We start from the raw sequence: 22,605 nt of genomic DNA, 5'->3' as shown, positions 1-22,605 counted from the left end.
CGTTCTCGCTGTGCCCCACGACCTGAGCGCTCCGCTGGAGTCCGCCGCCGACGTCCTGCGCGCCGCGTCCGACGTGACCTTGCTGGCCCACGTGAACCCGGACGCGGACGCGCTGGGCAGCGCGTTGGCGCTGGGTCTGGTGCTGCACCGGCTCGGCAAGGTGGTGCGGGTGTCGTTCGGCGCGCCGGACACCGTGCCGGAGACGTTGCGGGACCTGGACGTGGCCGGCCTGCTGGTGCCCGCGTCGGCGGTGCCCGCCGCGCCCGAGGTGCTGGTGGCGCTGGACACCGGGTCGGTGGGCCGGCTGGGTCCGCTGGGCGACCGGGTGTCGTCGGCGGGCGCGGTGGTCGTGCTGGACCACCACGTCTCCAACCCCGGTTACGGGACCGTGAACGTGATCGACGCGACGGCCGAGGCCACCGCGCTGGTGGTGCTGCGGCTGCTGGACGTGCTCGGGGTCGAACTGGACGAGCCGGTGGCCCGCTGCGTGTACGCGGGCCTGGTGACCGACACGCGGTCCTTCCGGCACGCGAGCGCGGCGACCCACGAGGTGGCCGCCCGGCTGCTGGCGGCCGGGGTGGACGCCGAGGCCGTCGCCCGGCCGTTGATGGACTCTCACCCGTTCGGGTATCTCACGATGTTGGCCAAGGTGCTGGCGCGGGCCGAGCTCGACGCCGACGCCGCCGGCGGGCGCGGGTTCGTGCACGCCGTGGTCACCCTGGCCGACGCCGCCGGGCTGCGCCCGGAAGAGGTCGAGAGCGTGGTGGACCTGGTGCGCACCACGGCCGAGGCCGAGGTGGCGGCGGTGCTCAAGGAGCTGCGGCCGTCGTCGTGGTCGGTGTCGCTGCGCGCGGTGAGCGCGGTGGACGTGGGCGAGGTCGCGCAGCTCCTCGGCGGCGGCGGCCACCGGCTCGCGGCCGGCTTCACCGCCGAGGGCGGCGCGGCGGACGTGCTGACCCGGCTGCGGACGGCGTTGGAGACCGTCGCGGGCTGACCCCGCTCCCGCTCTCCGGGAATTGTCGGTGGTGCGTGGCACAGTGGGTGCCGGGCCGCGCCGATCGGCCCCGGGGTACCGGAGGGGTGGGTCGTGGACGAGCGGGTGCCCGCGCGGCGGGTGATCGGGTTGGCCGCGCCTGCCCTCGGGGTGCTGGCGGCCGAGCCGCTGTACGTGCTGGTGGACACGGCCGTGGTGGGCCACCTGGGCGCGTTGCCGCTGGCCGGGCTCGCCGTCGGCGGCGTGCTGTTCACCCTGGTCGCGACCCAGTTGACGTTCCTGTCCTACGGCACGACGGCGCGCGCCTCCCGGCTGTTCGGCGCGGGCCGGCGGGGGGACGCGGTCCAGGAGGGCGTGCAGGCGACGTGGCTGGCGCTCGCCGTCGGCCTGCTGGTGATCGGCCTCGGGCAGGTGCTGGCCGCACCGGCGGCCCGGCTGCTGGCCGGTGACGAGGTGGCGGGCGAGGCCGTGGCGTGGCTGCGGATCGCCCTGTTCGGCGCGCCGTTCGTGCTGGTCACGATGGCCGGCAACGGGTGGATGCGCGGCGTGCAGGACACCGTCCGGCCGCTGCGGTACGTGCTGCTGGGCAACGGGCTGTCGGCCGTGCTGTGCCCGGTGCTGGTCTACGGGGCGGGGTGGGGGCTGGAGGGCAGCGCGGTCGCCAACGTGGTCGCGCAGGTCGTCTCGGCCGGTTTCTTCTTCCGCGCGCTGGTCGTCGAGCGGGTGCCGCTGCGGCCCCGGCCGGCGCTGATGAAGACCCAGTTGGGCATGGGTCGTGACCTGGTGCTGCGCAGCCTGGCGTTCCAGGCGTGCTTCCTCTCGGCCGCGTCGGTCGCCGCGCGCACGTCGGTCGGTGCGGTCGGCGCGCACCAGATCGTGCTCCAGCTCTGGACCTTCCTCGCGCTGGTGCTGGACTCCCTGGCGATCGCGGCGCAGGCCATCGTGGGGCAGGCCCTGGGCGCGCACCGGCCCGCGCAGGCCAAGCGGTTCGCCCGGCAGGTCACCGGGTACGGGCTGGTGTTCGGCGTGGTGCTCGGGGTGCTGTTCGCGGCGCTGGCCGGGGTGATCCCGCCGCTGTTCACCTCCGACCCGGCGGTGCTGGACGAGGTACCGCACGCGTGGTGGTTCTTCGTCGGGCTGCAACCGATCGCGGGCGTGGTGTTCGCGCTGGACGGGGTGCTGCTCGGCGCGGGCGACGCCGGGTTCCTGCGCACCGCGACCCTGCTGTCGGCCGGCATCGGGTTCCTGCCGCTGATCTGGGCGTCCCACGCGTACGGCTGGGGGCTGGTCGGCATCTGGACGGGGCTGTCCGCGTTCATGGTCCTGCGCCTCGTGACGCTCCTCGCGCGGACGCGTTCGGGCAGGTGGGCGCGGGTAGGGGTGGTGTGGTGAGCGGCACTGCCCGGAATGGTTAACAGAGGGCAAGTGTTCCCGATAGACGGAGTGCCGCCGCAGGAACACGAGGAGCTTCGCCGTGCCGGTCGACCGTGCCACCAGACAGGCGTGGCTGATCTGGTCGACCGCCGTCGTCGTCTACGTCGCCGCCCTCTTCCACCGCACCTCCCTCGGTGTCGCCGGCCTCGAAGCCGCCGACCGGTTCCACGCCGGACCCGCCGCGCTCGGCACGTTCACCGTGCTCCAGATCGGCCTCTACGCCCTGATGCAGATCCCCACCGGGCTGCTGGTCGACCGGTTCGGCCCGCGCCGGGTGCTGGTCGCCGCCGCCCTGCTGATGGGCCTCGGGCAGGTGATGTTCGCGCTCGCCTCCTCCTACCCGCTCGGCCTGGCCGCGCGCGCCGTGCTCGGCGTCGGCGACGCGATGACGTGGGTGAGCGTCCTGAGGCTGGCCGCCGCGCACTTCCCGCCGCGCAGGTTCACCGTCGTCATGTCGCTGTCCGCCGCGCTCGGCGGCGCGGGCAACCTGGTGGCCACCGTGCCGCTGACCCTGCTGCTGGCGAACACCGGCTGGACCGTGACGTTCCTGGTCGCCGGCCTGGCCACCGCCGCCTACGCGGCCGTCGTCGCGTGGCGCGTCCGCGAGGTGCCGCACGGCGTCGTCCCGCCGCCCGTCGAACCGGTGCCGCTGCGCACGGTCACCAAGCGCGTGGTCGCGGCCTGGTCCGTGCCCGGTACCCGACTCGGTTTCTGGGTGCACTTCGCGTCGATGTCCACCCCCGCGATGCTCGGCCTGCTGTGGGGTTTCCCGTACCTGGTCGAGGCCCAGGGGATGAGCCACCCCGACGCGTCGGCCGTGCTCAGCCTGCTGGTCGTGGTGGGGATCGTGGCCGGACCGGTGATCGGTGCGGTGATCGCGCGCAAGCCGGAGTGGCGGATGCCGATCGTCGGCTGCTACCTCGGCGCGGCGCTGGCCGGCTGGGCCGTGCTGCTCGGGTGGCCGGGCGGGGTGCTGCCGCCGGGCGTGCTCGCCGCCGTGTTCGGCGTGCTGGCCGTCGGCGGCCCGACCTCCGGCGTGGCGTTCGCGCTGGTGCGCGACTACAACCCGTTGCACCGGGTGTCGACGGCCACCGGCGTGGCGAACGTCGGCGGGTTCGCCGCCATCACCTGCACCGCGTTCGCGGTCGGCGTGGTGCTGGACCTGGTCGAGGGGCTGCCGGTCGCGCAGGCGTACCGGATCGCCTTCCTGACCGTGGTTTCCGTGCTGGTGCTGGGCGTGTGGCGGACGGCCGTGTGGTGGCGTCGGGCGCGCGCCGAGGTGTTCGCGGCGGAGGGTCGCGGGGAGCGGGTGCCGGTGCAGTTGCGTCGCCGGCGTTGGGACGTTCTCGCGGAGGCTTAGGATGTGCGGTCGTGTCCGCATCATCTTCCGCTGTGCAGCCAGGTCTGGTCGTCGTCGACAAGCCGGACGGCATGACGTCCCACGACGTGGTGGCCAAGGTCCGCCGCATCCTCGGCACCCGCAAGGTCGGGCACGCGGGCACCCTGGACCCGATGGCGACCGGTGTCCTGGTGCTGGGCGTCGAGCGCGCCACCAAGCTGCTGGGCCACCTGGCGCTGGACAGCAAGGCGTACCTGTCCACGATCCGCCTGGGTTCTTCGACCACGACCGACGACGCCGAAGGGGAAACCCTGTCCACTTCGGACGCTTCCGGCGTCGAGGAGGACGCGATCCGCGCGGGTGTCGCGAAGCTCACGGGCCCGATCCAGCAGGTGCCGAGCGCGGTCAGCGCCGTGAAGATCGACGGCAAGCGCGCGTACGCGAGGGTGCGCGACGGCGAGACCGTCGACATCCCGGCCCGCCCGGTGACCGTGCACCGGTTCGACGTGCTGTCCGTCCGGCGCGAGGGGGAGGCGACCGAGCTGGACGTGATGGTGGAGTGCTCGTCCGGCACGTACGTCCGGGCCCTGGCCCGCGATCTCGGCGCGGACCTGGGGGTGGGCGGCCACCTGGCGGCCCTGCGCCGGACCCGGGTCGGGCCGTTCGACCTGAGGGTCGCGCGCACGCTGGGAGAGCTGGAGGAGACCCCGGGCCTGTCGCTGGACCTGGACCAGGCGGTGGCCAAGGCGTTCCCGCGCCGCGAGATCGCACCGCGCGAGGTGGTCGCCCTGTCGCACGGGCAACGACTCCCGGCGGGCGGCCTGGAGGGGACGTACGGGGTGTTCGGCCCGGACGGTCACGTGGTGGCGCTGGCGAAGGACGAAGGCTCGATCGCCAAGGCGCTGGTGGTCCTGACCCCGGCCGGCTGACCACACGATCGGGTGATCATCCGGGGAAACGGTACGGAAACACCGTTGCCGCTGCTCGGTTTGAATTTCGAGCCGCGAACCCGCCGACCCGCCCAGCCCCGACCGATCCCGCCCAGCCCAGCCCGATCCCTCAGCCGCCCACCACAGCGCCCTCCACACATCACCCGCACCCGCATCACCCGCACCCGTACCCGTACCCGCATCCGCATAGCCCGCATCACCCGACAGAACACCGGAGACCCGCCGACGGAGGTACCACTCCACCCGCACCGCCCCCTACGGTGGATCGCATGGCGAGATGGGTGTGGCCGACCGCCGCCGGCGTGGTGGCCTCGGCGACCGGCATCGTGATCAACCTGGCCACCGACCAGGGTGCCAACCCCTGGACCTGGAGCGCGGTGGCCCTGCTCACGGCGGCGGGGGTGATGGTCGGCCTGGCCGCGCAACGCTCGAACGCCCCGCAACCGCAACCGCCGCCTGGCGACGTGCACAACACCATCACCGGGACCGTCCACGGCAACGCCGTCCAGGCCCGCACGCTCGGAGCGGTCACCCTGAACTCCGGCTCTATAAGCGTCGGTCCCACGATCAACCAGTCCGCGACCGCCCACGACGGCAGCACCATCCACCAGGCCGGCCGCGACATCCGCCACGACCGCAGGCCCTGACGGCCCACGCAAGATCATCACGACGGCGAGCCGCGAGCCCCACGGCCGCCCATGGCTGCGAGCCGCTGTGGCCGCCCATGGCCGCCAGCCGCTGTGATCGCCAGCCGCTGTGATCGCCAGCCGCCGACCCCGTGATTGCCGGAGGCCGGCCGGCAGGCGCGCTGCCCGCCGACCGGCCCCGCACCCCGATCAACCGGGCCACTCAGCCCGATCAACCGAGCCCCCCACCCCCGATCCACCAACCCCCGACCGCCGTTCCACCGGTCCCCGGACCGTCGTTCAACCAACCCCCGACCGCCGTTCCACCAACTCCCGATCGCTGGTCCGCGCAGCGGCCCGGCGGGCCTGGCGGTGGCCGGACCTCCGGCCGGCTCCCGCCGTGGCCGTCCCCGTAGGCTGCTCCCGTGCAACGGTGGCGAGGGTTGGACCACCTGCCCGGCGGGTGGGGTCGGTGTGTCGTGACGATCGGCGTGTTCGACGGGGTGCACCGGGGCCACCAGGCGCTGGTCGGCCGGGCCGTCGAACTGGCTGCGGAGAAGGGTGTTCCGTCCGTCCTGATGACGTTCGACCCGCACCCGTCCGAGGTGGTGCGGCCCGGTAGCCACCCCGCCCAGTTGACCAGTCTGCGGCAGCGCGCCGAGCTCGTGGAGTGCCTCGGCGTGGACGTGTTCTGCGTCGTCCCGTTCACCGTCGAGGTCTCGCGGATGCCGGCGGCCGAGTTCGTGCACGAGATCCTGGTGGACCGGCTGCACGTGGCGTCGGTCGTCGTGGGGCAGAACTTCACGTTCGGCAGCAGGGGGGCCGGCAACGTGGACCTGTTGCGCGCCTTGGGACAGCGGTTCGGATTCGGGACCGAGGGGGCGGATCTGGTGACCGACGACGGGGTCACGTACTCGTCGACCTACATCCGGGCGTGCATCGACGCCGGGGACGTGAAGGCCGCCGCGCAGGCGCTGGGCCGTCCGCACCGGCTCGAAGGGATCGTCGTGCGCGGCGACGGGCGGGGCAAAGAGCTCGGGTTCCCGACCGCGAACCTGTCCACCACCCGCTTCGCCGCCGTGCCCGCCGACGGCGTGTACGCCTGCTGGTTCATCCACTCCAGCGGGCGCAGGCTGCGCGCCGCCGTGTCCGTGGGCACGAACCCGACCTTCTCCGGGCGGGAGCGCCGGGTGGAGGCGTTCGTGCTCGACGTGGACGAGGACTTCTACGGCCAGCGGGTGGGGCTGGACTTCGTGGAACGACTGCGCGCCATGGAGCGATACGAGACCGTCGAGGCGTTGTTGGACCAGATGCACAAGGACGTGGCGGAAACGCGCGACATCCTCCCGGAGGCGGCTGCGTGACCCGTTGAACCACCTGGGTGGATCAGGGCATACGCGCGCCACTTACCTGGCAAGATGCCTGTCACGTCCAAGCCGGTCAGGGGAGAGGCGAAGGTGGAGGACCACAAGATCGTCCAGCGCAATCTCGCGTTGCAGCGGGAGTGGTACGGAGAGCCCCTGGGGGACCGGGTGCGCCGGCTGGTGGTGGCCTTCAACGTCTCCCAGGCCCAGCTCGCGGACGTGCTGGGGATCAGCGCGCCCATGCTCAGCCAGGTGATGAGCGGACGTCGCGCCAAGATCGGCAACCCGTCCGTGCTCGCGCGGATGATCATGTTGGAGCGCAAGGTCCTCACCCCGGACGTGGCGACCGGCGCGCCCGAGGCGCTCCAGCGCGCGCTGGACGAGGTGCGCGACTCCAAACCGACGGTGAGCCGCGACTCGCTGCCGGTGAACGGGACCGACGACGAGGCCACCGTGTTCCCGTTCCTGCGCCGCATCGCCGACCGCCGGGAGCTGTCCCAGGCGGCCGACGTGCTCGGCGAGGACTTCCCGGCGCTGGCCGACCTGCTGCGCCGCGCGGGCAAGGGCCGCGACTCCTGAGGCTGTTCACGGCGGTGTTCCCGCCCGCCGACGTCGTCGCCGAGTTGGACGCCGCCCTGCGCGACGCCCGCGCCGCGCACCCCGGCCTGCGGTGGACCGCGCCGGACCGGTGGCACGTGACGCTCCGCTTCCACGGCGACGACGCCGAGCCCGACGCCGAGCCCGCCGGGCTGCTCGACGGGCTGGGCGGCCTGCCCGCGCCGACCCTGCGCCTCACCTCCTCCGGCACGTTCCCGGGGGTGCTGTGGATGGGTGTGGACGGGCCGCTGCGCCCGCTCGCCGCAGCGGCGGGCCAGGTCGGCGAGTGGCGTCCACATCTGACGGTCGCCCGCGCGCGCCGGCGCGGGGAACCCCTGCCGCACGTCGGGTTCGGGGGTCGCGAGTGGACCGTGACGGAGGTCGCACTGGTGCGCAGCCGCCCGCCGGGTGCCTACGAGGTGGTGGACCGGGTGCCGTTGACCACGCCAAACGGGTAGCGGTCGACGACTACTGGTAACCTCGACAGTTGGGTCTGGCTGCGGTCCGTGGCGGCCATGACCGTCTCCCCCGGCAACGGGGCCGCACGGAACATCGCATCGGGTACAAGGAGTAGCGGAAACGTGGCACTGACCACCGATCAGAAGAAGACCATCCTCACCGAGTACGGCGTCCACGACTCGGACACCGGCTCGGCCGAGGCCCAGGTCGCGCTGCTCAGCAAGCGCATCGCGGACCTGACCGAGCACCTCAAGCAGCACAAGCACGACCACCACTCGCGTCGTGGTCTGCTGCTGCTGGTCGGCCGTCGTCGCCGGCTGCTCAACTACCTCCAGAAGGTGGACATCCAGCGCTACCGGTCGCTGATCCAGCGGCTCGGCCTGCGCCGCTGACCACCGCCGAGGGGGAGTGACCGGTCCGGTCGCTCCCCCTCGGTGCAGTACCGCACGACCGCACGACCGCACGACGAGCAGTACCGCACACACAACGAAACAAAGACGAGGGACGCACGCGCGGCGCACCGGGACGACTTGATCGCCGGTCCTCGGTAGTGGCCCCCTGGCCCGAGACGGCACACCAGGGGACTTCGATCGAAGACCGGCCTCGTCCACCCGCGACCCGCGCCCGTGCGCGCTGCGGCCCGAATGACGAGGAGTTCAGACACACATGACCGACAACGAGGTCCACGAGACTTCAGCCGTGATCGACAACGGTCGGTTCGGCACCCGCACCATCCGCTTCGAGACCGGGCGGCTCGCCCGGCAGGCGGCCGGCTCCGTCGTCGCCTACCTCGACGACGAGACCATGCTGCTCTCGGCGACGACGGCGTCGAAGCACCCGAAGGAGCACTTCGACTTCTTCCCCCTCACGGTGGACGTCGAGGAGCGCATGTACGCCGCGGGCCGCATCCCCGGCTCGTTCTTCCGCCGCGAGGGTCGCCCGTCGACCGACGCGATCCTGACCTGCCGCCTGATCGACCGGCCGCTGCGCCCCTCCTTCGTGGACGGCCTGCGCAACGAGATCCAGGTCGTCATCACGGTGATGAGCCTGAACCCGGCCGACCTGTACGACGTCGTGGCGATCAACGCCGCGTCCGCGTCGACGCAGCTCGCCGGCCTGCCGTTCTCCGGCCCCATCGGCGGCGTCCGGGTGGCGCTGATCGAGGGCCAGTGGGTGGCGTTCCCCACGCACGAGCAGCTTGAGAAGGCCGTGTTCGACATGGTCGTCGCCGGTCGCACGGTGGGTGACGACGTCGCGATCATGATGGTCGAGGCCGAGGCCACCGAGCGCGTGATCGACCTGGTCGCCGAGGGTGCCCAGGCCCCGACCGAAGAGGTCGTGGCGGCGGGCCTGGAGGCGGCCAAGCCGTTCATCAAGGTGCTGTGCGAGGCGCAGGCCGAGCTGGCCCAGGTCGCCGCGAAGGCCACCGGCGAGTTCCCGACGTACCCGGCCTACCAGGCCGACGCGTTCGAGGCCGTCGAGCAGGCCGGTTCCGCCGACCTGGCGCAGGCGCTGGCCATCGGCGGCAAGCAGGAGCGCGAGTCCCGCATCGACGAGATCAAGGCGTCGGTGCTGGAGAAGCTGGCCGCGCAGTTCGAGGGCCGGGAGAAGGAGGTCGGCGCGGCCTTCCGCTCGCTGACCAAGAAGCTGGTGCGCGGTCGCATCCTGCGCGACAAGGTCCGCATCGACGGTCGCGGCCTGACCGAGATCCGGTCGCTGTCCGCCGAGGTCGAGCTGATCCCGAGGGCGCACGGCTCGGCGCTGTTCGAGCGCGGCGAGACCCAGATCCTGGGTGTCACCACGCTGAACATGCTGCGCATGGAGCAGCAGATCGACTCGCTGTCGCCGGAGACGCACAAGCGCTACCTGCACCACTACAACTTCCCGCCGTTCTCCACCGGCGAGACCGGCCGCGTGGGTTCGCCCAAGCGCCGCGAGATCGGCCACGGCGCGCTGGCGGAACGGGCGCTGATGCCCGTGCTGCCCAAGCGCGAGGAGTTCCCCTACGCGATCCGCCAGGTCTCCGAGGCGCTGAGCTCCAACGGCTCCACCTCGATGGGCTCGGTCTGCGCGTCCACCATGTCGCTGCTCAACGCCGGCGTGCCGCTGAAGGCCCCGGTCTCCGGCATCGCGATGGGCCTGGTCTCCGACGAGGTCGACGGCAAGACCGAGTACGTGGCGCTGACCGACATCCTGGGTGCCGAGGACGCGTTCGGCGACATGGACTTCAAGGTCGCCGGCACCACGGAGTTCGTCACCGCGCTCCAGCTCGACACCAAGCTCGACGGCATCCCGTCGGAGGTGCTCGGCGCGGCCCTGAACCAGGCCCGCGACGCGCGCCTGACCATCCTGGAGGTCATGGCCGAGGCCATCGACCGCCCGGACGAGATGAGCCCGTTCGCGCCGCGCGTCACCTCGGTGAAGATCCCGACCGACAAGATCGGCGAGGTGATCGGGCCGAAGGGCAAGATGATCAACTCGATCACCGAGCAGACCGGTGCCGACATCTCGATCGAGGACGACGGCACGATCTACGTCGGCGCGGCGGACGGCCCGTCTGCCGAGGCCGCGATCGACCTGATCAACGCGATCGCCAACCCGCAGCTCCCGAAGGTGGGCGAGCGCTTCCTGGGCACCGTGGTCAAGACCGCGGCGTTCGGCGCGTTCGTCTCGCTGCTGCCGGGCAAGGACGGCCTGATCCACATCTCCAAGCTGGGCAACGGGAAGCGCATCGCGAAGGTGGAGGACGTCGTCAAGGTCGGCGACAAGCTCCGGGTCGAGATCGCCGACATCGACCAGCGCGGCAAGATCAGCCTCGTGCTGGTGAACGAGGACGCGGACGCCTCCGCCCCGGCGCAGGACACCGCTCCCACGCAGGACGCCCCGGCGCAGGACACCGTCCCGGCCGAGTCCTCGGCGCAGTGACCACGAGCGTCAACGGGACGGCCGCGGGTGCCTCGGGCACCCGCGGCCGTCCGCTTCCCCCCAGGCTCGGTCACCTCCAGCGGCCCGGCAGCACCCGCGTGCTGGAGCAGGGCGCGACCGGCGTGACCGTGCGCCGCAGCGTGCTGCCCTCCGGCCTGCGGGTGATCACCGAACAGATCCCCGGCGTGCGCTCGGCGTCGGTGGGGCTGTGGGTGCAGGTCGGTTCCCGCGACGAGCGGACCGAGGTGGCGGGCGCGGCGCACTACCTGGAACACCTGTTGTTCAAGGGCACCGCGACCCGGACGGCGGCGGCGATCGCCGAGGAGATCGACGCGGTCGGCGGCGAGCTCAACGCGTTCACCGCCAAGGAGCACACCTGCTACTACGCGCACGTCCTGGACGAGGACCTGCCGCTGGCGCTGGACCTGGTGTGCGACGTGGTGTTCGAGGCGCTGTGCGAGCCGCGCGACTTCGAGACCGAGCGCGGCGTGGTGCTGGAAGAGATCGCCATGCGCGACGACGACCCGGAAGACCTGCTGCACGACGCGTTCCTGGACGCGCTGCTCGGTGACCACCCGCTGGGCCGGGCGGTGCTGGGCACCGAGCGGTCCATCCAGGACATGGAGCGCTCCGCGCTGTACGGGTTCTACAAGCGCCGCTACACGCTGCCGCGGATGGTGCTCGCGGTGGCCGGCAACGTGGACCACAACCACGTGATGCGCTTGGCGCGCAAGCAGATCGGGCAGCGGCTGGGCCGCACCGGCACGCCCGTGGCACCGCGCGCGGGCCGCGCCCGGCTGCCCGGCGCGCGCAAGCTCGTGCTGCACTCCGACGACACCGAGCAGGCGCACCTGATGCTGGGCGTGCGGGCGGTGGACCGGCACGACGAGCGCCGGTTCACGCTCAACGTGCTCAACGCGGCGCTCGGCGGCGGCATGAGTTCCCGGCTGTTCCAGGAAGTCCGCGAGCGGCGGGGCCTGGCCTACCAGGTGTACTCGTCGGTGGGCCTGTACGCGGACGCCGGCACGTGGTCGGTGTACGCGGGCTGCCAGCCGGACCGGCTGGGCGACGTCGCGGGAGTGGTGCGGGACGTGCTCTCCGTGGTGGCGTCGGAAGGTCTGACCGACGCGGAGGTCGCGCGCGGCAAGGGCCAGCTTCGCGGCGGGCTCGTGCTCGGCCTGGAGGACACCAGTTCCCGGATGTCCCGGATCGGCAAGGGCGAGCTGAACTACGGCGACTACCTGTCGGTGGAGCAGACGTTGGCGCGCATCGACGAGGTGACCGCCGAGGACGTCGCGGCAATGGCCCGGGAGTTGTTGCGACGCCCCGTCGCCGCCGCCGTGGTCGGCCCTTACGCTCACGCCGACGACTTGCCGCCCCAGGTGCACGAGGTGATCTCTTGAGTGAGCGTTCTTCCGACGACCCGATCCGCGTGGGTGTGCTGGGCGCACGTGGCCGCATGGGTGCCGAGGTGGTCCGCGCCGTGGAGGCGGCGGCCGACGCGGTGGTCGTGGCGGCGGTCGACGCGGGTGACGAGCTGTCGGCGCTGACCGACGCGCGCGCGGAGGTCGTGGTCGACTTCACCAGCCCCGACGTCGTGCTGGACAACCTCCGGTTCTGCGTGGAGCACGACCTCCACGCGGTGGTCGGCACGTCCGGGTTCGACGCGGAGCGGCTGGCGGCGGTGGCCGGGTGGCTGGAGCCGAAGCCGGGGCTGGGCGTGCTGGTCGCGCCGAACTTCGCCATCGGCGCGGTGCTGTCCATGCGGTTCGCCGAGCTCGCGGCCCCGTACTACGACTCGGCCGAGGTCATCGAGCTGCACCACCCGCGCAAGGTGGACGCCCCGTCCGGCACCGCCGCGCACACCGCCCGGTTGATCTCCCGGGCGCGCGCGGTGGCCGGCACCGGTCCGATGCCGGACGCCACCACCCAGGAGGTCCCGGGGGCGCGCGGCGCGCTGGTGGACGACGTGCGGGTGCACTCGTTGCGGATCGCCGGGATGATCGCCCACCAAGAGGTCGTGTTCGGCACCGAGGGCGAGACGCTGACGCTGCGGCACGACTCGCTGGACCGCACGTCGTTCATGCCGGGTGTGCTGCTGGCGGTGCGCTCGGTCTTCACGCACCCCGGTCTGTCCGTGGGGCTCGACAAGTTCATGGACCTGTGAAGACCCGTACCACCGCGTTCGTCATCACCGCCGCGCTCGCGGTGTACTTCGTGCTGCTCGGCGGGCGCGCGGTGGTGTTGATCGGCACCGGGGACCCGGTGGGCATCGGGCTCGGCGTCGGGGTGCTGCTGCTGCCGCTGATCGGGGCGTGGATCGCGTGGTCGAACCTGAAGTTCGGGTTCACCACCGAGAAGATGGCCCGGCGGTTGGCGGACGAGGGCGCGTTGCCGGACGTGTCCGGCCTGCCGCGCCGCCCGTCCGGTCGGGTCGACCGGGAGGCGGCAGACGCCTGGTTCGAGGAGCGCCGGGTCGAGGTGGAGGCCGCGCCGGAGGACTGGCGGCGGTGGTTCGCGCTCGCCCAGGCGTACGACCTGGCGGGTGACCGGGGTCGGGCGCGGGAGACCATGCGCAAAGCCATCGAGCTATTCCAGGTTCAAACGAATCAGGCGTAAAGCATTCGAGTGAGACCCAATTCATTCGGTGTTAACGCATTTTTGCCTTTGATTGTCCGGTATCTTCTCGATACCGTGGTCGGGTGACCACTACCTGTCGGAACCTGCGGATCACCATGGCCTGCCTGGTCCTCGTCACCGCGTTCGGGGTGGCCCTCGCCCTCGGCTAGGCCACTGCCCAGGCACTCGGTCGGGCGAACCGCATCACCCGACCGAGTGCATCCGGGTGCGCCCCGGCCCCGGCTCGGGTAGCCGGGTGGATATGGACCGAACAGAGCTGCTCTACGACTGCGACCTCCTCGACCGGCACGGTGAGCGCATCGGGCCGGTCGAGGAGCTGTGGCTCGACGCCGGCCGGCCGCTGTGGGCGGCCGTGCGCACCGACGACGCCACGACCCTGGTGCCCATTCGCGGCGCGCAGGTCCGCGACCGGCGGTTGGTGGTGCCGGTCGAGAAGAGCGAGGTCGAGGACGCGCCCAAGGTCGGCGCGGAACTGTCCGATGTGGAGCACGTCGAGCTGCACGACCACTACGGGCTCTCCGTGCCGCCACAGCGCTTGGTGCGACACGAACGGCATTAGCCGTCACCGAGTGCCAGGCATACGAGTGTCAGGCGTATGAGCGGCTGGTGACGCGTGCGGGGTGCGTCAGTGCAGCAGCCAGCCCGCCATGATTCCCGGCGATGCGGCCAGGACGCTGAACCGTGCGAATCGACCCACCATCCCGGTGGTGATGAACAACCAGGACGACATGCCCGCGAGCCCGGCGAGCACCGTGGTGAACATGAACGGCGGCAGGCCCACGACGGAACTCACCGCGTGGGTGCCGAACATCCAGTGCGGGTGCCGGTGGCAGCGCTCCCGCACCCCCTCCAGCCTGGTCCTCCACCTCGCCCGGAACGGCGACAGCGGCCTGTCCGGCCGCACCGCGCGCCTGAGCCACGACGGCAGGTGCCAGTCGCCGCGCGCGGCCAGGAAGTAGAACATCTTGCCCAGCACCTGGCCCACCGCGACCGCGAGCCCGATCCACCACCACGAGATGTGGGGTTGCTGCGTCACGAGGCCGATGACGAAGACCTCGATGCTGATCAGGGGCAGGATCGCGGACCCGAACGCCACGCCGAACGTCAGGCCGATCCACCCCAGCAGTGACCACACCTCGTCGAGGCTAGCAACGTCTCAGGGTTCGAGAAGTAGGGTCAGCCCCCCGGAAACCCTGATTTCGCGGAGCGGACGCCCGCCGGCGTCGAGCGTGCGCACGGTGCCGTCACCCTCCCAGCCGGCTTTCGCGTAGAAGCCGCCGGACGCCTCGTCCGCCTCGGGAATCCAGGCGATCCCGCGCGTGCACCCGGCCTCCTCCGACGCCCGGCCGGCGGCGGCCAGCAGCCGCCCGCCGTGGCCGCGCCGACCCCAGCGGGGTTCCACCAGCACGCTCACCAGCGCGGTGGTGGCGGCGTCGTCGGGCAGCGTGCCGTCCGCGCGGGTCACCTCGTCGTCGGGCGCGGTCGCCGCCACGCAGAAGCCCACCAGCCAGTCGCCCTCGGCCGCGACGAACACCCGCGCGCGGGCGACCGCCTCGGCCCACGCGCCGGCGGTGTCCTCCAGGCTGTCCAGGACCTCGCCCGGCAGCAGCGACCGGTAGGCGGTGCGCCAGGTCTCGCGGTGGATACGGGCGATCTCCGGGACGTCTTCGGGCTTCGCGGTCCGCACCGCGGCGTCGGCCATGCGGGCACCCTAGTGGCCGAAACTCGCGTGATCCGTGCGGGTGTGGCGTGAAAGCGTGCAGGACATGCGTTGGGCTGCGTTGGGTGTCGTGTATGTGGTGTGGGGTTCGACGTACGTGGGCATCCGGTTCACGATCGAAACGATGCCCCCGCTGCTGTCCGCCGGGACGAGATTCCTCCTCGCCGGGCTCGTGCTCGCGCTGGTGGTGCACCGTCGGCTGCGCATGACGTGGCCGCAGTTCGGCACCGCCGCGCTGCTCGGGTTGCTGCTGCCCGCGTGGGGCAACGGACTGGTGGTCCTGGCGGAGCAGTCGGTGGCGTCGGGGTTGGCGGCGCTGCTGGTGGCCTCCGTGCCCATCTACGTGGTCCTCTTCCGGCGGTTGGGCGGTGAACGGCCGCCTTACGTGACCTACGTGGGTGTCGCCATCGGGTTGGCCGGGCTGGCCGTGCTGCTGCTGCACGACGTGGGCGGCTCGTCGTGGTGGGGGCCGTGGGTGGTGCTGCTGGCGTCGTTCGGCTGGGCGCTCGGGTCGTACCTCAACGGCAGGCTGCCGACCGCCGATCCGTTCGCGATGTCCGCCGTGGAGATGCTCGTCGGCGGTGCGCTGCTGTCGGTGGTCGGTGTGGTCGCCGGAGAGCGGGTCACGCTGTCGGAGGTCTCCACGACGTCGTGGTTCGCGTGGGGCTACCTGGTGGTGTTCGGGTCGTTGCTGGCGTTCAGCTCGTACGTGTACGTGCTGGGCCAGTTGCCCGTGTCGACGGTCGCGACCTACGCGTACGTGAACCCCGTGATCGCCGTGCTGCTCGGCGTGTGGCTGGCCGACGAGCAGTTCGGCCCGTGGCAGTTGGCCGGCGGCCTGCTGGTGGTCGTCGCGGTGGTGCTCGTGGTCCGGGCCGAGCGGAAATGTCGTACCGGGGTGGGAGTATCCGAGACGTGCAGACGATGAGCGCAGACGTCGCCCGCCGGATCGCGTTGGCCGCGCAGGGCTTCGCCGATCCCAGGCCCGCTTCGCCGCCCACGAGGCGGCACCTCCAGCGGGTCCTCTCGCGCGTCCGGCTGCTCCAGCTCGACTCGGTGAACGTCGCCGTGCGCGCGCACTACATGCCGGTGTTCAGCCGCCTGGGCGCGTACGCGCCGGCGCTCCTCGACGAGGCCGCGTGGTCGCACAGCGCGCGCCGGCCGCGCCTGCTGGTCGAGTACTGGGCGCACGAGGCCAGCCTGGTGCCCGTCGAGGACTGGCCGCTGTTCCACTCCGGTGCGAAGAAACGGGGTTGGTGGCACCACCACACGGCCACGGCGGAACGCGAACCGCGTCTGGTGGAGGACATCCTGGCCGTGGTGAAGGAGCTCGGTCCGCTGGGCGCGGGCGCGATCGAGAAGGCCCTCTCCGGCGGTGCCCCGCGCGCGAAGGACCACTGGGGCTGGAACTGGTCGGAGGTCAAGCAGATCTGCGAGTACCTGTTCGGCACCGGAGCCCTCACGACCGGCACGCGCCGGGGTTTCGAGCGCTTGTACGACCTGACCGAGCGCGTGCTGCCGCCCGAGGTGCTGTCCCGCCGGGTGACGGCCGAGGACGGCGCGCGCGAGCTGGTGGCCAAGGCGGCGACCGCGCTGGGCGTGGCCACCGAGACGGACCTGCGCGACTACTACCGCCTGGCCCCCGTGCGCAGCCACCAGGCCGTCCGCGAGCTGGTGGAGGCCGGCGTGCTGGAACCGGTCGCGGTCCGGGGCTGGACGGCCCCCGCCTACCGCCACGTCGAGGCCCGCACGCCCCGCGTCGTCACCGGCCGCGCCCTGCTGTGCCCGTTCGACCCGCTGATCTGGGAACGGGCCCGCACCGAGCGCATCTTCGACTTCCACTACCGCATCGAGATCTACGTGCCGCCGGAAAAGCGGGTGCACGGCTACTACGTCTTCCCGTTCCTGCTCGACGGCCGCCTGGTCGGCCGGGTCGACCTGAAGGCCGACCGGGCGGGCGGCGTCCTGCGCGTCCAGGCCGCCCATGCCGAGCCGTCGGCGGACCACGGCCGGGTGGCGGTGGAGCTGGCGGCGGAACTGCGGCACATGGCCGACTGGCTGGAGCTGGAGAACGTCCAGGTGACCCCGCGCGGCGACCTCGCGCCGGCGCTCAAGGCGGTGGTGCGGTGACGGTGCGGCTCGTCGGCAGGTAGGTGGTCACGAAGGCGGCACGGGTGCTGAGCGCCGGTGCGACGGCGATCGGGGACCCGGTGACCGGTCAGAGCGGTGTGCTCGCGCCCTGACCCGTCCGCGAGAGCGGGTCCGCCCGGTGCGAGGGCGTGCCGGCGGTGTTCGCCGGGTCCGCCGCCGCACCGGGCCGGAGAGCGGCGCGCACGTCCGCAAGACGCGCGCGCCGCGTCGAGTCAACTGGTCGACGTGGTCACGAGTGCGTCGCCGCTGCCCGTGCGCCCCGTCACGACCAGCGTCGGTTCGGTTCGCGGCGGTGTGCGGGACACGTCGAGGTCGCTGCGCGCCGACCCGGAGGTCGACACCAGGTCGACCTTCGCGGCCACCCCGGACCGCACCCCGACCCGCACGTCACCCGACCCGGTGCCGAGCTGGATCCGCCCGGCGGCGGCGTCGGCGACCGTCACGTCGCCGCTGCCGGTGCGCACCTGGACGTCGCTCTGCACCGCGCCCAGCCACACGTCGCCCGTCCCGGTGAACAGCACCGTGCTGCCGCCGACCGACGACACCTCGATGTCCCCGGCCCCGGTCTTCGCCCGCAGCCCGCCCAGCATCGGCCCGAGGCGGACCTTGCCGGACGCCGAGTCGACCTGCGACGGCGAGTCGGCGCGGTCGGCGGTGACGTCACCGGTGCCGGTCTTGACGTCGAGCTTGCCCGCCGTCCCGGTCACCGTGACGTCGGCCGCGCCGGTCTTCGCGGTCACGTGCGTCCCGTTCGGCGCGCGCACGACCACGCTCAGCGGCACCGCGCGCAGTGCCAGGGAGTCCGACGACGCCACCCGCAGCCGCTGCCCGACCAGCTCCACCCGGGCGTCGCGCACCGCCTCGGCGGGACCCGCCGACTGCTCCCCGTTCGACCCGAACTGGTCGTTCACCCAGCTCAGCAGGTTGTTGAGGCCGGCCGTCCAGCTCTCGCCGAGCGACGCCTCGTGCTTGACCTCGACGTGCACGCCGGGCTCGTCCACCAGGTGCACCCGCACCCGGCCGGAGAGGAGCGCCACGTCGATCTCGACCACGCCCCCCACCTCGAAGCTCTGCTGCCGCACGACATCCGGGTCCACGCCGTCCCCCGCCATCAGCCCTGCACCCAACCGGTCACGCGGGAGCCGTCGTCCTTGGGCGGCTTCGGGGCGGATTCCTGCCGCCGGCCCCGGTGCCCGCCCACCGCGCCCTGCACGGCCTGGGCGACGAAGGTGTTCAACGACATGCCCTGGGTGGCGGCGACCTGCTCGGCCCTCGACTTGAGCTCGTCGAGCAGCCGCAGCGTGATGCGCGTGGCCTCGCTGCCGGCGGTGGGCCGGGGAACTTCCCGGGCCTCCGGTTCGTGGTCTTCCTGGGGGACTGACGCGCCGGTGACGGCCACGCGGACGTCCCGGCCGTCCAACCTGACGTCGACGACCGGGCCGGCGAGCGCCACGGTCACCTCGGCGGCCAGGTCCGACAGGGCGTTCATGAGGGCCAGCCGGGCGGCGGGCTCCAGCGCTGCGGACAGCACAGCCGCGGTCCGCCGGGTGTCTTCGTCCCCGGCGGACGCGGCTGTCGCGAGGTCCTCGCGCAACTGTGCGATGTACGGCGACAGATCCATGACACCACTATGGCGTCACTTCTGACATCACGCAACCATCAGGGTGCTGTCACCGCCGCGTAGGCGTCGAACGCGGCCTGGTCGAATAGCACGAACCGCACCACCCCGGCGAACCCGGCCACGCTCGCCACCGCGATGTCCACCGCGATGTCCACCGCGATGTCCGCCGCCGATGCCACCGGCCACCGGTAGACGCCCGTGGAGATCGCCGGGAACGCGACCGTCCGCGCGCCCAGCTCCTCGGCCACGACCTCAGGCCCGCCCGCGCGGTGATGTCGCCGAGCACCAGTTCGATCTGCGTCATACCCGGATTCCTCGGTCGCGAGCCCTCTTCGGCGACGTCGCGCAGCGCTGCGGAACCACCCGTGCACGCACCGCGTCGACGACCGTGGTGCGGCAGGGCCGAACAGCGGATCGGTTAGGGTTTCCGCCATGGCTCAGACGGTGTCGCCGAAGGTGCAGTTGATCGCGAAGACGGAGTTCTTCCCCCCGGACGGCGTCCCGTGGTCCACCGACGCGGACGGCGGCGAGGCCCTCGCCGAGTTCGCGGGCCGTGCCTGCTACCAGTCGTGGACCAAGCCGAATCCGGCCACGGCCACCAACTCCGGCTACCTCAAGCACATCATCGAGGTCGGGCACCTGTCCGTGCTGGAGCACGGCTCGGTCAGCTTCTACCTGACCGGCATCTCCCGGTCGCTGACCCACGAGCTGATCCGCCACCGGCACTTCTCGTACTCGCAGCTCTCCCAGCGGTACGTGCCCGAGCGCAACGCCGCCATGGTCGAGCCGGCCGTCATCGCCGACGACCCCGAGCTGCACGAGATGTTCCTCAAGGCCGCGCAGGCCAGTGTCGAGGCCTACAACGACCTGCTCAAGGGGCTTGAGGAGAAGTTCTCCGACGTGCCGAGCGCCACCCTGCGCCGCAAGCAGGCCCGCCAGGCGGCGCGCGCGATCCTGCCCAACGCCACCGAGACCCGCATCGTGGTGACCGGCAACTACCGCGCGTGGCGGCACTTCATCGCGATGCGCGCCACCGAGGCCGCCGACGTGGAGATCCGCGCGTTGGCGATCGAGTGCCTGCGCCAGCTCCAGAAGGCCGTCGCGAACGCCTTCGCCGACTTCACCATCTCCGCGCTGCCGGACGGTTCCGAGGTCGCGTCCAGCCCGCTCGTCACCGAGGGGTAGAGCACGTGAAGCGGCTGATCGTCGACGTCCGGCCGGGGGAGTACACCGTCGCCCGGCTCGCCGCCGACGCGCCGGTCCCGGCCGGGCTGCTGGACCACGCCCTGGTCTCGGTCACCCGGACGCCCGACGAGCTGTCGATCGTCTGCCCGAGCGAGCACGCCCCGCCGGCCGACCACGTGCAGGCCGGTTGGCGGCTGCTGACCGTGCGCGGACCGCTGGAGTTCACCCTCACGGGCATCATGGCGGCCCTGTCCGGCGAGCTCGCGGCGGCGGGTGTGAGCCTGTTCGCACTGTCCACCTACGACACCGACCACCTGCTCGTGAAGGGCGCGGACCTGGGCCGCGCGGTCACCGCTCTGCGGTCGTCCGGTCACGAGGTGAACCCACCCGCGTGACGAGTCGGACCAACCCGATCACGAATCCGTGAAACCGCGCGGCGTCCTGAGTGGTCTGAAGTAGCGTTCGCCCGTCCAGGGGTTGAGGGAGTAACGAACGGTGACTGGTCCACAAGGCGTGAACACCCAGCCGAGGGTGATCGCGGGCAGGTACGCGCTGCTCGGTGAACTCGGCCGGGGCGGCATGGGCGTCGTGTGGCGCGCCCAGGACAACGTGATCGGGCGGCAGGTCGCGATCAAGGAGCTGCACCTGCCCGACGGCATCGCGCACGAGGAGCGCCGGGTCCTGGAGGAGCGGGTGCTGCGCGAGGCGCGCACCGCGGGCCGGCTCAACGACCCCGGCGTGGTGACCGTGTTCGACGTGGTCGCCGAGCACGGCACGAACTACATCGTCATGGAGCTGGTCGAGGCGGCCACGCTGTCCACGATCGTCGCCCAGGGCGGCCCGCTGCCGCAGGACCGGGTGATCCCGCTCGCCGTGCAGGCGCTGTCCGCGCTGGACACCGCCCACCAGGCGGGGATCGTGCACCGCGACGTGAAGCCCGGCAACCTCATGGTCCAGCCGAACGGCCGGGTAAAGCTGACCGACTTCGGCATCGCCCAGGCCGTGGACGACCCCCGGCTGACCACCAGCGGCAGCCTGATCGGCTCGCCCGCGTACATGTCCCCGGAGCGCATCCACGGCCACGAGGCCTCGCCCGCCTCCGACCTGTGGGCGCTGGGCGCGACGCTCTGCTACGCCGTCGAGGGCGCGAACCCCTACGAGCGGTCCACCACGGCGTCCACGCTGCACGCCATCATGAACGAGATGCCCCGGCTGACCAGGGCGCACGGCGTGCTCGGCGCGGTCATCACCGGCCTGATGATGCCCGACCCGAACGCCCGGCTCAGCGGCCCGCAGGCTCGCGCCATGCTGGAACGCGCGGTGGCCCAGCCGACCCCGCCGCAGGGCTTCACCGGCCCCAACCCGACCATGCAGTACCAGCCGCAACCACCTTCGGGAAACCAGTCGCCGCGCAAGCCGTGGGTGCGCAACCTGATCGCGGTCGCCGCCGGGTTGGCCGCGGTGGTGCTCTTCGTCGGCGGGATCGTGGTCGACCGGTGGCTGTTCGGCGACAACCCGCCCGCCGCGATGGCGGAGACCGTCACGGTCGGCGGCGGTGGCCAACTGCCGGAGTTCACGCTCAGCGTCAACCAGTGCGGCGACAACTTCCTGGCCGACTCGGTCCGGGTCGGCAGCGCGGACTGCGACAGCGAGCACAACATCGAGGTGTACGCGCAGGGCGACCCGTTCGGGTCACTGGCGTCGGTCGCCTACCCGGGTGACGACTACCTGAAGAACTTCGCCGAGGACTACTGCACGCTGGTGTTCGCGTCGGCACGGGTGCCGACGGAGGACAAGGACACCACGCTGCGCTACGCCGCCGTGGTACCCACCGCCGCGGAGTGGAAGGAGTCCTACTCCGCGTCCAAGGGCAGCCGCGACATCACGTGCGTGCTGTGGAGCAAGGACCGCGCACTGCTCAAGGAGCAGGTCTACGCGGAGAAGTAACCTGGGTCCATGGGAGTCGCACAGGACGAACGCAGGCTGCTCAGCGAGCTGTTCGCGGAGGTCGGGCCGGACGCGCCGACCCTGTGCGACCCGTGGCGCACCAGAGACCTCGCCGCGCACCTCGTGCTGCGCGAACGCCGCCCCGACGCGGCGGCGGGCATCCTGGTCAAGCCGCTGGCCGGGCACACCCGCAAGGTGCAGGACGCGTACGCGGCGAAGCCGTGGGACGAGCTGGTCGCGCTGGTGCGCACCGGACCGCCGAAGTGGTCCCCGTACGTGCTGCTGGACGAGCTGGTCAACAGCGTCGAGTACTTCGTGCACCACGAGGACGTGCGGCGCGCGGCGGCCGACTGGCGGCCCCGCTCGCCCGACCCCGTGCGCGACGCCGCGCTGTGGAGCGGGCTGCGCCGGGTCGGGAAGCTCACCTACCGGTCCAGCCCGGTCGGCGTGGTGCTGCGCCGGCCGGACGGGGAGTCGGTCACCGTCAAGGCCGGGTCGAACCCGGTGGTGCTGACCGGGCAGGTCTCGGAACTGGTGCTGCACGCCTTCGGCCGTGAGCGGGTCGAGGTGGAATTCGACGGCGACCCGGACGCCGTCGCGGCCGTCGAGAACGTGAACCGGAGCCTGTGAACCCCGGCCCATCAGGCCCTGCG

25 protein-coding genes are annotated in these 22,605 nt (G+C 72.2%); 20 read left to right on the top strand and 5 right to left on the bottom strand.

Going from position 1 to position 22,605, the window contains the following annotated elements:
* Nucleotides 1–10 precede the first annotated feature (10 nt).
* From AB0G01_RS13835 to AB0G01_RS13770, 14 genes are all read left to right on the top strand, one after another.
* Nucleotides 11–994, top strand: coding sequence for a bifunctional oligoribonuclease/PAP phosphatase NrnA (locus AB0G01_RS13835; RefSeq protein ID WP_360944198.1), 984 nt, complete (start codon nucleotides 11–13; stop codon nucleotides 992–994).
* Nucleotides 995–1,087: 93 nt separating this feature from the next.
* Nucleotides 1,088–2,386 carry an MATE family efflux transporter gene (locus AB0G01_RS13830; protein WP_360944195.1) on the top strand — a complete coding sequence of 433 codons (1,299 nt, stop codon included), beginning with the start codon at nucleotides 1,088–1,090 and terminating at the stop codon, nucleotides 2,384–2,386.
* Nucleotides 2,387–2,468: 82 nt separating this feature from the next.
* Nucleotides 2,469–3,788, top strand: coding sequence for an MFS transporter (locus AB0G01_RS13825; protein ID WP_360944192.1), 1,320 nt, complete (start codon nucleotides 2,469–2,471; stop codon nucleotides 3,786–3,788).
* Nucleotides 3,789–3,799: 11 nt separating this feature from the next.
* Nucleotides 3,800–4,696 carry a tRNA pseudouridine(55) synthase TruB gene (gene truB / locus AB0G01_RS13820; RefSeq protein ID WP_360944189.1) on the top strand — a complete coding sequence of 299 codons (897 nt, stop codon included), beginning with the start codon at nucleotides 3,800–3,802 and terminating at the stop codon, nucleotides 4,694–4,696.
* Between the two features lie 290 nt (nucleotides 4,697–4,986).
* Nucleotides 4,987–5,364 (top strand): hypothetical protein, encoded by a 378-nt coding sequence (locus tag AB0G01_RS13815; protein WP_360944186.1) that lies wholly within the window; start codon nucleotides 4,987–4,989, stop codon nucleotides 5,362–5,364.
* Between the two features lie 404 nt (nucleotides 5,365–5,768).
* Nucleotides 5,769–6,707 carry a bifunctional riboflavin kinase/FAD synthetase gene (locus AB0G01_RS13810; RefSeq protein ID WP_360944183.1) on the top strand — a complete coding sequence of 313 codons (939 nt, stop codon included), beginning with the start codon at nucleotides 5,769–5,771 and terminating at the stop codon, nucleotides 6,705–6,707.
* Between the two features lie 93 nt (nucleotides 6,708–6,800).
* A complete protein-coding gene (locus AB0G01_RS13805) occupies nucleotides 6,801–7,286 on the top strand; it encodes a helix-turn-helix transcriptional regulator (RefSeq protein WP_360945244.1) in 486 nt (161 codons plus the stop codon).
* 14 nt (nucleotides 7,287–7,300) lie between these two features.
* Nucleotides 7,301–7,762, top strand: a complete 462-nt coding sequence (locus AB0G01_RS13800; RefSeq protein WP_360944180.1) for a 2'-5' RNA ligase family protein — start codon at nucleotides 7,301–7,303, stop codon at nucleotides 7,760–7,762.
* A 123-nt stretch (nucleotides 7,763–7,885) separates the two neighbouring features.
* Nucleotides 7,886–8,155 carry a 30S ribosomal protein S15 gene (gene rpsO / locus AB0G01_RS13795; protein ID WP_360944177.1) on the top strand — a complete coding sequence of 90 codons (270 nt, stop codon included), beginning with the start codon at nucleotides 7,886–7,888 and terminating at the stop codon, nucleotides 8,153–8,155.
* A 274-nt stretch (nucleotides 8,156–8,429) separates the two neighbouring features.
* Nucleotides 8,430–10,688, top strand: a complete 2,259-nt coding sequence (locus tag AB0G01_RS13790; protein WP_360944171.1) for a polyribonucleotide nucleotidyltransferase — start codon at nucleotides 8,430–8,432, stop codon at nucleotides 10,686–10,688.
* Nucleotides 10,685–12,091, top strand: coding sequence for a pitrilysin family protein (locus AB0G01_RS13785; RefSeq protein ID WP_360944168.1), 1,407 nt, complete (start codon nucleotides 10,685–10,687; stop codon nucleotides 12,089–12,091). Before AB0G01_RS13790 ends, AB0G01_RS13785 begins: the two co-directional genes overlap by 4 nt.
* Entirely contained in the window at nucleotides 12,088–12,855 is a 768-nt protein-coding gene (gene dapB, locus AB0G01_RS13780) for a 4-hydroxy-tetrahydrodipicolinate reductase (protein WP_360944165.1), read from the top strand. The genes AB0G01_RS13785 and dapB overlap by 4 nt, the downstream gene beginning before the upstream one ends.
* Complete coding sequence (locus tag AB0G01_RS13775; RefSeq protein ID WP_360944162.1) at nucleotides 12,852–13,307, top strand: tetratricopeptide repeat protein; 456 nt, start codon at nucleotides 12,852–12,854, stop codon at nucleotides 13,305–13,307. The genes dapB and AB0G01_RS13775 overlap by 4 nt, the downstream gene beginning before the upstream one ends.
* Before the next feature lie 262 nt (nucleotides 13,308–13,569).
* Nucleotides 13,570–13,887, top strand: coding sequence for a PRC-barrel domain-containing protein (locus AB0G01_RS13770; protein ID WP_360944159.1), 318 nt, complete (start codon nucleotides 13,570–13,572; stop codon nucleotides 13,885–13,887).
* 66 nt (nucleotides 13,888–13,953) lie between these two features.
* On the opposite strand, the gene AB0G01_RS13765 is transcribed toward AB0G01_RS13770, so the two are convergent.
* Together AB0G01_RS13765 and AB0G01_RS13760 are read right to left on the bottom strand one after the other, a co-directional pair.
* The gene (locus AB0G01_RS13765) at nucleotides 13,954–14,454 is read right to left on the bottom strand and encodes a hypothetical protein (RefSeq protein WP_360945241.1); all 501 of its coding nucleotides are present in this window, start codon (nucleotides 14,452–14,454) and stop codon (nucleotides 13,954–13,956) included.
* Nucleotides 14,455–14,484: 30 nt separating this feature from the next.
* Nucleotides 14,485–15,030, bottom strand: a complete 546-nt coding sequence (locus AB0G01_RS13760; RefSeq protein WP_360944156.1) for a GNAT family N-acetyltransferase — start codon at nucleotides 15,028–15,030, stop codon at nucleotides 14,485–14,487.
* 64 nt (nucleotides 15,031–15,094) lie between these two features.
* On the opposite strand from AB0G01_RS13760, the gene AB0G01_RS13755 reads away from it, so the two are divergent.
* Complete coding sequence (locus AB0G01_RS13755; protein ID WP_360944153.1) at nucleotides 15,095–15,976, top strand: EamA family transporter; 882 nt, start codon at nucleotides 15,095–15,097, stop codon at nucleotides 15,974–15,976.
* The gene (locus tag AB0G01_RS13750; protein WP_360944150.1) at nucleotides 15,973–17,178 is read left to right on the top strand and encodes a crosslink repair DNA glycosylase YcaQ family protein; all 1,206 of its coding nucleotides are present in this window, start codon (nucleotides 15,973–15,975) and stop codon (nucleotides 17,176–17,178) included. Before AB0G01_RS13755 ends, AB0G01_RS13750 begins: the two co-directional genes overlap by 4 nt.
* 233 nt (nucleotides 17,179–17,411) lie before the next feature.
* Here AB0G01_RS13750 and AB0G01_RS13745 read toward each other — a convergent pair whose 3' ends face one another.
* The 3 genes from AB0G01_RS13745 to AB0G01_RS13735 are packed head-to-tail and all read right to left on the bottom strand — an operon-like array spanning nucleotide 17,412 to nucleotide 19,068.
* Nucleotides 17,412–18,311: a DUF4097 family beta strand repeat-containing protein gene (locus AB0G01_RS13745; protein WP_360944147.1), complete on the bottom strand. Its 900-nt coding sequence runs from the start codon at nucleotides 18,309–18,311 to the stop codon at nucleotides 17,412–17,414.
* Nucleotides 18,311–18,820, bottom strand: coding sequence for a toxin-antitoxin system HicB family antitoxin (locus AB0G01_RS13740; protein ID WP_360944144.1), 510 nt, complete (start codon nucleotides 18,818–18,820; stop codon nucleotides 18,311–18,313). The genes AB0G01_RS13745 and AB0G01_RS13740 overlap by 1 nt, the downstream gene beginning before the upstream one ends.
* Before the next feature lie 38 nt (nucleotides 18,821–18,858).
* Nucleotides 18,859–19,068 (bottom strand): macro domain-containing protein, encoded by a 210-nt coding sequence (locus AB0G01_RS13735; protein ID WP_360944141.1) that lies wholly within the window; start codon nucleotides 19,066–19,068, stop codon nucleotides 18,859–18,861.
* Nucleotides 19,069–19,252: 184 nt separating this feature from the next.
* Here AB0G01_RS13735 and thyX point away from each other — a divergent pair, with 184 nt between their 5' ends.
* The 4 genes from thyX to AB0G01_RS13715 all read left to right on the top strand — a co-directional run bounded on the left by thyX (nucleotide 19,253) and on the right by AB0G01_RS13715 (nucleotide 22,582).
* Complete coding sequence (gene thyX / locus AB0G01_RS13730; protein ID WP_360944138.1) at nucleotides 19,253–20,005, top strand: FAD-dependent thymidylate synthase; 753 nt, start codon at nucleotides 19,253–19,255, stop codon at nucleotides 20,003–20,005.
* A gap of 5 nt (nucleotides 20,006–20,010) precedes the next feature.
* Nucleotides 20,011–20,400, top strand: a complete 390-nt coding sequence (locus tag AB0G01_RS13725) for an ACT domain-containing protein (RefSeq protein WP_360944135.1) — start codon at nucleotides 20,011–20,013, stop codon at nucleotides 20,398–20,400.
* Between the two features lie 100 nt (nucleotides 20,401–20,500).
* The gene (locus AB0G01_RS13720; RefSeq protein WP_360944132.1) at nucleotides 20,501–21,952 is read left to right on the top strand and encodes a serine/threonine-protein kinase; all 1,452 of its coding nucleotides are present in this window, start codon (nucleotides 20,501–20,503) and stop codon (nucleotides 21,950–21,952) included.
* Nucleotides 21,953–21,961: 9 nt separating this feature from the next.
* Nucleotides 21,962–22,582 (top strand): TIGR03085 family metal-binding protein, encoded by a 621-nt coding sequence (locus AB0G01_RS13715; protein WP_360944129.1) that lies wholly within the window; start codon nucleotides 21,962–21,964, stop codon nucleotides 22,580–22,582.
* Nucleotides 22,583–22,605 lie beyond the last annotated feature (23 nt).

This window comes from Actinosynnema sp. NPDC023587 (genome assembly GCF_040640215.1).
Lineage (GTDB): Bacteria > Actinomycetota > Actinomycetes > Mycobacteriales > Pseudonocardiaceae > Actinosynnema.
This window is presented reverse-complemented; position numbering and strand designations above follow the sequence as displayed.